At 43.2% G+C, this 12,076-nt stretch carries 4 protein-coding genes, 2 tRNA genes and 3 rRNA genes; 8 read left to right on the forward strand and 1 reads right to left on the reverse strand.

Translation table 11 applies throughout. From position 1 onward, the window contains the following. Nucleotides 1-209: 209 nt before the first annotated feature. Nucleotides 210-656: an RNA recognition motif domain-containing protein gene (locus tag QUD79_RS01420; protein WP_184425568.1), complete on the reverse strand. Its 447-nt coding sequence runs from the start codon at nt 654-656 to the stop codon at nt 210-212. An 801-nt stretch (nt 657-1,457) separates the two neighbouring features. Here QUD79_RS01420 and QUD79_RS01425 point away from each other — a divergent pair. The 8 genes from QUD79_RS01425 (at nt 1,458) to QUD79_RS01460 (ending at nt 11,782) form a co-directional block, all read left to right on the forward strand. Beyond that, nucleotides 1,458-3,000 (forward strand): 16S ribosomal RNA (locus QUD79_RS01425). Nucleotides 3,001-3,115: 115 nt separating this feature from the next. Then, a tRNA-Ile gene (locus QUD79_RS01430) sits at nt 3,116-3,192 on the forward strand. Nucleotides 3,193-3,320: 128 nt separating this feature from the next. After that, nucleotides 3,321-3,396, forward strand: a tRNA-Ala gene (locus tag QUD79_RS01435). Nucleotides 3,397-3,792: 396 nt separating this feature from the next. Then, nucleotides 3,793-6,788: ribosomal RNA gene (locus tag QUD79_RS01440) — 23S ribosomal RNA — on the forward strand. Nucleotides 6,789-7,012: 224 nt separating this feature from the next. Continuing rightward, nucleotides 7,013-7,127: ribosomal RNA gene (rrf, locus tag QUD79_RS01445) — 5S ribosomal RNA — on the forward strand. The 16S, 23S and 5S rRNA genes sit together here with 2 tRNA genes alongside, the layout of an rRNA operon. Nucleotides 7,128-7,513: 386 nt before the next feature. Then, a complete protein-coding gene (locus QUD79_RS01450) occupies nt 7,514-9,307 on the forward strand; it encodes an assimilatory sulfite reductase (NADPH) flavoprotein subunit (RefSeq protein ID WP_184425130.1) in 1,794 nt (597 codons plus the stop codon). Then, on the forward strand, nt 9,307-11,049 hold the full coding sequence (gene cysI, locus QUD79_RS01455; RefSeq protein ID WP_184425132.1) for an assimilatory sulfite reductase (NADPH) hemoprotein subunit: 1,743 nt from the start codon (nt 9,307-9,309) through the stop codon (nt 11,047-11,049). The genes QUD79_RS01450 and cysI overlap by 1 nt, the downstream gene beginning before the upstream one ends. Continuing rightward, nucleotides 11,042-11,782 carry a phosphoadenylyl-sulfate reductase gene (locus QUD79_RS01460; protein ID WP_184425134.1) on the forward strand — a complete coding sequence of 247 codons (741 nt, stop codon included), beginning with the start codon at nt 11,042-11,044 and terminating at the stop codon, nt 11,780-11,782. The genes cysI and QUD79_RS01460 overlap by 8 nt, the downstream gene beginning before the upstream one ends. Nucleotides 11,783-12,076: the final 294 nt, after the last annotated feature.

Consider the following 12,076-nt stretch of genomic DNA (forward strand, 5'->3'; position numbering starts at 1 on the left):
TTTAAAATAATGTGTGAGCTTTTACGAACCACTACTGGCTTAAAAATATATTGGGATTTTGTGTCTTCATATAAGGGGAGTTAGAAGATTTAACATTATTATTAGGAAAGCTTCTACATCAATAGGTAATGGGTAAGTATTAGTAGGTAAATAAAAAATGCCACTCATTATAAATGAATGGCATTAGTTAAGCGCTTAATGGTTGAAAGCTATTGCTCTTCAGAATCGCCTTTTTCAGGTCTTTCTTTTGCTTCACGAACTTTTAAAGTACGTTGTTGAAACTCTGAGTCATTCAGTTTGGTAATAGCAGCGCTGGCATCAGTTGCTGAAATTTCAACAAAACCAAAGCCACGTCTTTTACCTGTTTGTTTATCTTTCATTAATCTAACAGAATGCACTTGCCCATGCTCTGCAAATAAAGCTCTTACTGAGCCTTCGTTTGCACGGTAAGGTAAATTACCGACATAAAGCGTCTTTACTTCGATTGAAGAAGAGGAGTTGCTAGTCTTATTAAAGAAGAGAGGAAAAATTATTGCACTTACAAATGCAATTACGGAAACGATTAATGGAGTAAGCTCAACTTGACCTGCTATGACATAAGAGACAATAGCAAGTACAAAAGCAACTCCGAATGTTAAAAGTAGAGAAGAATTCATACGAAATACCTAATTATTATTTTAAAATCAAAATACTGCAAATTCTATGTTACCGAGCTTTTGATAATGTGCAAGCCAAAGTGTAAAAAATAATCATATAAGCGTATTATATAGAGATAGAAATGCGGTCGGACTTAATTAATTTGCCCTATATAGAAGATAAACCTCATAAACTCGCTGTGATAATAAACAAATCGAATTAAAAAACAGCAAACAAACAAAAAAGCGAAAAAAGATCTTGATCCTTTTGATGAAGTCGCTAGAATGCGCTCCACTTCTTCAGGGGAACTTGAGAAGGACGAAGTAATGGAAAATACGACGTTCACTTAAATAGGATGACCAAGTGAGAGTTTTAACAGGTTTACTAAGCGCTTTAGCTTCTTAAACGGTTAACTAAGGTTTAAAAATGTTTTGATAAATTTAAAAACTTTTTAAAAACCTGTTGACATTAAAATTCAAGTGCGTAGAATGCGCATCTCGCTTAAGGCAAGGCCTAGAGCGATAAGGTTAAACGAATGTGCTTTAACTTTTCTTCCACTTCTTGTAAGTCGAAGAATTTCTTTAACAATTAGTTATCATGCAATTTGTGTGGGCACTCACATTGATGTTGATTTTACCAGCTACTTAGGTAGCAAAAACAGCGCAATGAAGAAGTCACACAAATAAGTATTAATTTTCTCTCCTTTTATTAGGAAAGAATAATTAGTACGTTTTATGTAGTTATTCACTTCGGTGGATAACACGACAGAATTCATTGAGCAGCGAGCCTTTACTTAGGTAGAGGAGCGCACAAACGATTTTTAATTGAAGAGTTTGATCATGGCTCAGATTGAACGCTGGCGGCAGGCTTAACACATGCAAGTCGAGCGGTAACAGAGATAGCTTGCTATCTGCTGACGAGCGGCGGACGGGTGAGTAATGCTTGGGAATATGCCTTTAGGTGGGGGACAACAGTTGGAAACGACTGCTAATACCGCATAATGTCTACGGACCAAAGGAGGGGATGCTTCGGCACCTTTCGCCTTTAGATTAGCCCAAGTGAGATTAGCTAGATGGTAAGGTAAAGGCTTACCATGGCGACGATCTCTAGCTGGTTTGAGAGGATGATCAGCCACACTGGGACTGAGACACGGCCCAGACTCCTACGGGAGGCAGCAGTGGGGAATATTGCACAATGGGGGAAACCCTGATGCAGCCATGCCGCGTGTGTGAAGAAGGCCTTCGGGTTGTAAAGCACTTTCAGTTGTGAGGAAAGGTGTAAGGTTAATACCCTTGCACTGTGACGTTAGCAACAGAAGAAGCACCGGCTAACTCCGTGCCAGCAGCCGCGGTAATACGGAGGGTGCGAGCGTTAATCGGAATTACTGGGCGTAAAGCGTGCGTAGGCGGTTAATTAAGTCAGATGTGAAATCCCGGGGCTCAACCTCGGAACTGCATTTGAAACTGGTTAGCTAGAGTACTGTAGAGGGTGGTGGAATTTCCAGTGTAGCGGTGAAATGCGTAGAGATTGGAAGGAACATCAGTGGCGAAGGCGGCCACCTGGACAGATACTGACGCTGAGGCACGAAAGCGTGGGGAGCAAACAGGATTAGATACCCTGGTAGTCCACGCCGTAAACGATGTCAACTAGCTGTCTGTGGACTTGATCTGTGGGTAGCGTAGCTAACGCGCTAAGTTGACCGCCTGGGGAGTACGGCCGCAAGGTTAAAACTCAAATGAATTGACGGGGGCCCGCACAAGCGGTGGAGCATGTGGTTTAATTCGATGCAACGCGAAGAACCTTACCATCCCTTGACATCCACAGAAATTTCTAGAGATAGATTTGTGCCTTCGGGAACTGTGAGACAGGTGCTGCATGGCTGTCGTCAGCTCGTGTTGTGAAATGTTGGGTTAAGTCCCGCAACGAGCGCAACCCCTATCCTTATTTGCCAGCGAGTTAAGTCGGGAACTTTAAGGAGACTGCCGGTGATAAACCGGAGGAAGGTGGGGACGACGTCAAGTCATCATGGCCCTTACGGGATGGGCTACACACGTGCTACAATGGCGTATACAGAGTGCTGCAATACCGCGAGGTGGAGCGAATCACACAAAGTACGTCGTAGTCCGGATCGGAGTCTGCAACTCGACTCCGTGAAGTCGGAATCGCTAGTAATCGTAGATCAGAATGCTACGGTGAATACGTTCCCGGGCCTTGTACACACCGCCCGTCACACCATGGGAGTGGGTTGCAAAAGAAGTGGCTAGTTTAACCTTCGGGAGGACGGTCACCACTTTGTGATTCATGACTGGGGTGAAGTCGTAACAAGGTAACCCTAGGGGAACCTGGGGTTGGATCACCTCCTTATCTTGAAGTAAAACGGCTCAATGGAAATGCTTGCATTTCAGAGTGTCTACACAAATTGCAATGATAACTAAAGTAAAGAAGAAGTCCTAACATGTAAGCTTCGGGCAATTTATATAGGTCTGTAGCTCAGCTGGTTAGAGCGCACCCCTGATAAGGGTGAGGTCGGCAGTTCAAGTCTGCCCAGACCTACCAAATTACGCGAGATACTGCGTTGAATAAACACTCATGTGCGCGTTGCACACGTCGTATTTATTCGCCTTGTCTATCACGTAATTGAAGTTGCTTTAATAACATGTTACCCACTCTCTTTGAGTAAAAGAGGGGCTATAGCTCAGCTGGGAGAGCGCCTGCCTTGCACGCAGGAGGTCAGCAGTTCGATCCTGCTTAGCTCCACCACTTCTTCTAAAGGAAATAGAAACCAAACTTAAGGTATTCAGATGAATAGATTACGTTTGGTTTTTTAAACCACGGGTTAGGCGAATGCGTCCTAAAACGAACTCTTTAACAATTTGGAAAGCTGATATAAATACCGGTATTTATCAGGCAAATGGCGTGTCGCGCGCTCAAATGCATAATGATAACTACCCACAGCGAGTCAGATGATTTTATCGGTCATCGAACGAGCTGGTTAAGAGATAACTTGTTATCTGTTAACGAAAAATCTAATTCAAGTAACTCCATTATGACTACTTAGCAATAAGTACCATAACGAGTACGTGAAAATGTCAGACATACATTCAGTCTTGGTCTTGTCATCAAGACACCACAATAGGAAACTATTTGGGGTTGTATGGTTAAGTGACTAAGCGTATATGGTGGATGCCTTGGCAGTTAGAGGCGATGAAGGACGTGTTAATCTGCGAAAAGCTCAGTTAAGGTGATAAAAACCGTTACAGACTGAGATATCCGAATGGGGAAACCCACTTGCATAAGCAAGTATCTTTGCGTGAATACATAGCGTAAAGAGGCGAACCGGGAGAACTGAAACATCTAAGTACCCCGAGGAAAAGAAATCAACCGAGATTTCCTTAGTAGCGGCGAGCGAACGGGAATTAGCCCTTAAGTGGTTTGTAAATTAGTGGAATGCTCTGGAAAGGGCAGCGATACAGGGTGATAGCCCCGTACACGAAAATAAACTTATCATGAAATCGAGTAGGTCGGCACACGTGAAACGTTGACTGAACATGGGGGGACCATCCTCCAAGGCTAAATACTCCTAACTGACCGATAGTGAACCAGTACCGTGAGGGAAAGGCGAAAAGAACCCCTGTGAGGGGAGTGAAATAGAACCTGAAACCGTATACGTACAAGCAGTGGAAGCCCTTCGGGGTGACTGCGTACCTTTTGTATAATGGGTCAGCGACTTATATTTTGTAGCAAGGTTAACCGAATAGGGGAGCCGTAGCGAAAGCGAGTGTTAACTGCGCGTTTAGTTGCAAGGTATAGACCCGAAACCCGGCGATCTACCCATGGGCAGGTTGAAGGTTGAGTAACATCAACTGGAGGACCGAACACACGTATGTTGAAAAATGCGGTGATGACTTGTGGGTCGGAGTGAAAGGCTAATCAAGCCGGGAGATAGCTGGTTCTCCCCGAAATCTATTTAGGTAGAGCCTCGCACGAACACCATTGGGGGTAGAGCACTGTTAAGGCTAGGGGGTCATCCCGACTTACCAACCCTTTGCAAACTCCGAATACCAATGAGTGATATGCGGGAGACACACTGCGGGTGCTAACGTCCGTTGTGAAGAGGGAAACAACCCAGACCGCCAGCTAAGGTCCCAAAGTCATAGTTAAGTGGGAAACGATGTGGAAAGGCATAGACAGCTAGGAGGTTGGCTTAGAAGCAGCCATCCTTTAAAGAAAGCGTAATAGCTCACTAGTCGAGTCGGTCTGCGCGGAAGATGTAACGGGGCTAAACTATGCACCGAAGCTGCGGATTAGGACGTATCACTTAAGCTATTTAAGACTAACGTTTTTCTCATTGTTTTAGAGAAGAAAAACGGTCAAGCTCACCCGAACGTTGAGTTGGGAAGCGAAGTCAACAGATACCTTAAGGATACGTCCTAGTGGTAGGGGAGCGTTCTGTAAGCCGTTGAAGGTGAGTTGTAAAGCTTGCTGGAGGTATCAGAAGTGCGAATGCTGACATGAGTAACGATAAGGGGAGTGAAAAACTCCCCCGCCGAAAGACCAAGGTTTCCTGTCCCATGTTAATCAGGGCAGGGTAAGTCGGCCCCTAAGGCGAGACCGAAAGGTGTAGTCGATGGGAAACAGATTAATATTTCTGTACTTCTATATATTGCGAAGGAGGGACGGAGTAGGCTAGGTGAGCACGGCGTTGGTAGTCCGTGTGAAAGTATGTAGGCTGGAAACTTAGGTAAATCCGGGTATCCTTAAGGCTGAGATACGAGACGAGTGTCCAAGGACACGAAGTCATTGATGCCATGCTTCCAGGAAAAGCTTCTAAGCGTCAGATATATAGGAACCGTACCCCAAACCGACACAGGTGGTTAGGTAGAGAATACTAAGGCGCTTGAGAGAACTCGGGTGAAGGAACTAGGCAAAATAGTACCGTAACTTCGGGAGAAGGTACGCTCTCTAATGTGAAGCACTTGCTGCGTAAGCATCGGAGAGTCGAAGTAACCAGGTGGCTGGAACTGTTTATTAAAAACACAGCACTGTGCAAAATCGAAAGATGACGTATACGGTGTGACGCCTGCCCGGTGCCGGAAGGTTAATTGATTGGGTTAGCTTCGGCGAAGCTCATGATCGAAGCCCCGGTAAACGGCGGCCGTAACTATAACGGTCCTAAGGTAGCGAAATTCCTTGTCGGGTAAGTTCCGACCTGCACGAATGGCGTAATCATGGCCACACTGTCTCCACCCGAGACTCAGTGAAATTGAATTTGCGGTTAAGATGCCGTATACCCGCGGCTAGACGGAAAGACCCCGTGAACCTTTACTATAGCTTGACAGTGAACATTGCTCCTACATGTGTAGGATAGGTGGGAGGCTTTGAAACCGCGTCGCTAGATGCGGTGGAGCCAACCTTGAAATACCACCCTTGTATGCGTGATGTTCTAACCTAGGGCCCTTATCGGGCTTGGGGACACTGTCTGGTGGGTAGTTTGACTGGGGCGGTCTCCTCCTAAAGAGTAACGGAGGAGCACGAAGGTTGGCTAAGTATGGTCGGACATCATACGGTTAGTGCAATGGCATAAGCCAGCTTAACTGCGAGACAGACACGTCGAGCAGGTACGAAAGTAGGTCATAGTGATCCGGTGGTTCTGTATGGAAGGGCCATCGCTCAACGGATAAAAGGTACTCCGGGGATAACAGGCTGATACCGCCCAAGAGTTCATATCGACGGCGGTGTTTGGCACCTCGATGTCGGCTCATCACATCCTGGGGCTGAAGTCGGTCCCAAGGGTATGGCTGTTCGCCATTTAAAGTGGTACGCGAGCTGGGTTTAGAACGTCGTGAGACAGTTCGGTCCCTATCTGCCGTGGGCGTTTGAGAATTGAAGAGGGCTGCTCCTAGTACGAGAGGACCGGAGTGGACGAACCACTGGTGTTCGGGTTGTCATGCCAATGGCATTGCCCGGTAGCTACGTTCGGAACTGATAACCGCTGAAAGCATCTAAGCGGGAAGCAGGCTTTGAGATGAGTTCTCACTGGAGCTTTAAGCTCCCTAAAGGGTCGTTGGAGACTACAACGTTGATAGGTTGGGTGTGGAAGTGCTGCGAGGCATTGAGCTAACCAATACTAATTACCCGTGAGGCTTAACCATACAACACCCAAATAGTTTTGCGTGCTCGATAGAGACGTAAACGGGTTGTTTGTTTGACGAGTGCGATAAGCACAAATCACGTACTCAGTAGTGAGTTAGAGTGAATTAGATTGAATAACACGTATTTATAAAGCTTTCCGAATTAATTTGTAGATGGAGATACGTCGCTCCTAGCCATCCATGGCTTCGCGACATAAGTACATCCATGTACAAAACGTTTTTTGTCTAGCGACAATAGCACTGTGGTACCACCTGATCCCTTTCCGAACTCAGAAGTGAAACGCAGCAGCGCCGATGGTAGTGTGGGAGTTCCCATGTGAGAGTAGGACATTGCTAGACTTCTCTTTAAAAAAGCCCGATTCGAAAGAGTCGGGCTTTTTGCTTTGTGTGAAACGCAGTAGCGGCGGATGGTATAGCGTGTGGGTGTTCTTCTTTTTATGTGAGAGTAGGACATTGCTAGACTTCTTTTTAGGTCGTTCCTTGCCATCTCGGTAATTGCTCCTGCATTACCCTAATGACTTACATCCTTGTAAGAATATGGCAGCTCGACATTAGTGCATCCATGCACGTCAAAAGCCCGATTCGAAAGAGTCGGGCTTTTTACTTTGTGTGATAGAATCCCTTTCTTATATCTAATTGGCATAAAAAATCATTTTATATTCTTTTTAAGTTTAACCTCTTGAGCCTACAATCTGGTTATCACCATTTAATAGGTATTTGATCGTATGTTGTCAGAACAACAAGACTTAAGCCAATCTATGCTTAATAGTGAACAGCTATCGTCTTTAAAAAATGCTGTAGGGAATTATTCACCTTTACAACTTGCATGGGCAAGTGGTTATTTAGCAGCAAAAGCTGAAGGTTCATCTGTTGCTGTTCTTCCTACCGCATCAAAACCTTTAGCATCTTCAACGTTAACTATCTTGTTCGGTTCACAAACTGGTAATGCTAAAGGCGTAGCAACAAAGTTAGCAGCACAGGCAAAAGCCCAAGGATTGACAGTTGATTTAAAAAGTATGGGTGAGTTTAAACCTAAATCGATTAAAAATGTTTCTCATTTATTAATCGTTGCTAGCACTAATGGCGAAGGTGAAGCACCTGACGATGCGGTCGCATTACATGAATTCTTATCTTCAAAAAAAGCACCATCTTTGAAGCACTTGCATTATAGTGTGCTTGCATTAGGTGATACTAGTTATGAATACTTTTGCCAAACAGGAAAAGACTTCGATGAGTATTTGAATAAGCTTGGTGCAATACAGATTTTACCTCGGGTAGACTGTGATGTTGATTATGAAGAGAGTGCAAGTGAATGGTCTGAAACCATTATAGAACAAACTAAAGGTATGCTAGGAAACTCACAAGCGGCTGAAATTATTAATTTGCCAACGGCTGGAGCAACAAGCCTTTACAGTAAACAACAACCATTTACTGCTGAACTTGGTTTAAGCCAAAAAATTACAGGGCGTGAGTCTTCAAAGGATGTTCGTCACATAGAAATAGATTTACTAGATTCAGGTATAACATACCAGCCAGGTGACGCACTTGGGGTTTGGTTTGAAAATGAAAGCTTGTTAGTAAATGAACTGCTTTCTGTGCTTGGGATTTGTGATGACGAAGTTGTTCATGTTAATAAAGAAACAGTAACGATAAAAGAAGCATTAACTAGTCAATTAGAGATAACTCAGACAAATATTAATTTTATTGAGTTCTGGGCTAATAAAAGCCAGGCAGCGGCATTATTATCTCTAGCAAAAGATAAAAATAGCCTACGTCAATACGCTAGTACACATCAAGTTATCGATGTTGTCTCATCTGCACCTGCAAACGTAACAGCGCAGGAGTTAGCAGATTCACTGAGAAAAATAACACCTCGTTTATACTCAATAGCTTCAAGCCAATTAGAAGTTGAAGATGAAGTACATTTAACTGTTGGTGTTGTTGAGTATGAAAATAACAATAAGATCCGAACAGGTGGTGCATCTGGCTTTTTAGCAAACAGACTAGAAGAAGGGGCACAGGTTAAGGTTTTTGTTGAGCATAACGATAATTTTCGTTTACCTGAAAATAATGATACTCCGATCATAATGATTGGTCCTGGTACTGGTATTGCGCCTTTTAGAGCGTTTTTACAGGAACGAGAAGCTCAAAATGCAGTGGGCGATAATTGGTTGTTCTTTGGGGACCAAACTTACACACAAGATTTTTTATATCAAGTGGAGTGGCAGGGGTATGTCAAATCAGGGCTTTTGACACGCATTGATCTTGCTTTTTCAAGAGATCAAACTGAGAAAATATACGTGCAGGATAGACTTAAAGAGCATGGTAAATCTGTATTTGAATGGTTAGAGCGAGGCGCATACTTATATATTTGTGGTGACATGAACCGAATGGCGAAAGATGTTGAACAAGTGCTACTAGGTATTATTGAAACAGAGGGTGGTATGTCAAGCAGTCAAGCACAAGATTATTTAAAAGTACTACGTAGTGCCAAGCGTTATCAGAAGGATGTTTATTAATGAGTACCAATAGTAAAGCTGAAGATGTAAAGGTTGTAGGTCCTTTGGTTGTGGAAGGTAAATTATCTGATAATGAACGTCTTAAAAAAGAAAGTAACTTCTTGCGAGGAACAATATCCGATGATTTAAAAAACCAAGTAACTGGAGGAATGTCAGGCGATAATTTTCAGCTGATCCGTTTTCATGGTATGTATCAACAAGACGATCGAGATATACGCGCAGAAAGAGCAAAACAAAAGCTAGAACCGCTGCATAGTTTAATGCTTAGAGCACGCTTGCCTGGAGGTATTATTACACCAGAGCAGTGGCTGGGTGTAGATAAGTGGGCTACTGAACATACTATGTATGGCAGTATCCGCTTAACCACTAGGCAAACTTTTCAATACCACGGTATTTTAAAGCCTAACATTAAGACAGTACATAAAGCACTAAATAGTATTGGTATCGACTCAATCGCTACAGCAGCAGATATGAACCGAAATGTACTCTGCACCTCCAATCCATATCAATCAGAAGTGCATCAAGAAGCGTATGAGTGGGCAAAAAAAATTAGCGAACACTTTTTACCACAGACACGGGGTTATGCTGAAGTTTGGCTGGACTCAGAAAAGGTAGAGGACACTGCACAAGAAGCAGAACCTATATTGGGTAGCACTTATTTACCGCGAAAATTTAAAACTGCAGTTGTAATACCACCGTTGAATGATGTTGATGTTCATGGGAATGATTTAAGCTTTGTTGCAATACAAGAAGCAGGGGAACTTATTGGTTTTAATGTATTAGTGGGTGGTGGCTTAGCCATGACACATGGAGATAAGTCTACCTATCCAAGAAAAGCGGACGATTTTGGATTTATTTCCGCAGAGCAGACAATCGCGTTTGCTGAAGCGGTAGTGACTACACAAAGGGATTGGGGTAACAGGGTAAATCGTAAAAATGCTAAAACAAAATATACCCTTGATCGCGTCGGCTCTGATGTTTTTAAACAAGAGGTGGAAAAACGAGCTGGAAGTAAATTTGAACCGTCACGGCCGTACGAATTTACAGAGCGTGGCGATCGTATTGGTTGGTCTCAAGGTATAGACGATAAACACTACTTAGCATTGTTTATTGAAAATGGCCGTATAATAGACCGCCCAAATCAACCTCTAAAAACAGGGATGGCAGAACTTGCTAAAGTACATCAGGGTGACTTTAGAATTACAGCAAATCAGAACCTAATAGTGGCAGGGGTTCCAACATCTCAAAAAGCGGAAATTGAAGCAATTGCTATTAAGTATGGCTTGATGGATATGTCTGTAAGTGAGCAGCGTAAAAACTCAATGGCTTGTGTTGCTTTTCCTACTTGTCCTTTAGCAATGGCTGAAGCTGAGCGCTATTTACCTACTTTAGTAACGGATGTAGAAGGGATACTAACTAAACATAATATTAGTAATGAAAGTATCATTCTTCGGGTAACGGGTTGTCCTAACGGCTGTGGACGAGCAATGCTAGCTGAAATAGGCTTGGTTGGAAAAGGTCCAGGTAAATATAATATGCACTTAGGTGGTAACTTAGCTGGTACAAGAGTACCTAAAATGTATAAAGAGAACCTTGATGAACAAAGTGTTTTATTTGAGATAGACCACTTAGTTGAACGCTGGGTAGCTGAGCGAAACAGTAGTGAGGCATTTGGTGATTATGTAATTCGTAGTGGGATAATTGCTGAAGTAAAAGTGAGCAAACAGGATTTTTATGATTAAGACTACTATAAATAATCGTTTTCCTGCGTCTTTACCCGAACCATGGTTAAATCAATGGAACGAGTTACTAGAAAAAGAAAGTGCTGTAAATCGAGTTGAATGGGCAATGGAAAACTTACCTTCCCAGTTTGTATTATCATCAAGTTTTGGTGTTCAATCGGCGGTAATGTTACACATGCTGACGCAACTTGATGCAAATATTCCAGTGTTGTTAACAGATACAGGACATCTTTTTCCTGAAACGTACCAGTTTATTGATACGTTAGCAGAAAGGTTAAAATTAAACTTGCATGTGTTTAGCGCAAAAGAAAGTGCTGCTTGGCAAATGGCAAAATATGGAGAAGAGTGGGCAAAAGACGATTCAGCGCTAAAGGCATACAATCGTCGTAACAAAGTAGAACCACTTGAGCGCGGTCTAGATCAATTGAATGCAGGCACTTGGTTTTCAGGTATTAGAAGGCAACAGTCTGAATATAGGGAGTCACTACCTGTAGTTGGCATATTACGGGGTAGGTTTAAAGTACACCCTATTATAGATTGGACGAATAAAGATATTCACCAATATCTTACCAAGCACGGATTGCCTTACCACCCTTTATGGGAAAAAGGTTATGTTTCTATAGGTGATGTGCATAGTACGCGTCCACTTACCTTAGGGATGGAAGAAAGCGACACGCGATTTGGTGGGGTGCAAAGAGAATGTGGTTTGCATACCGACGGAGATGGAATTTAGGCGCTGGAACGTTCTTTTACCAATTGAAAAAATATTTGTTCATTCAGCGAGAATTAAAAGGCTTAGAGGCAAGGCACTGATCACAGATAATGGTTATTCTCGGCAACTGCTTCTGCGTTACCCTACCATCCCACTTCCATATGGGGACCTTATCAAAATCAGTAACGCTGCGTATAAGCCTTTTAAACTCGCCCTTGGGAGCTCGTCAGAAAAGTGATAACGTTAAAAATTGATTGGACGGAGAATACTACACCTGCATCAATTTGCTTTGTGCTAACTTCCCTGACGATGCTC

This window comes from Thalassotalea piscium, from assembly GCF_030295935.1.
GTDB lineage: Bacteria > Pseudomonadota > Gammaproteobacteria > Enterobacterales > Alteromonadaceae > Thalassotalea_B > Thalassotalea_B piscium.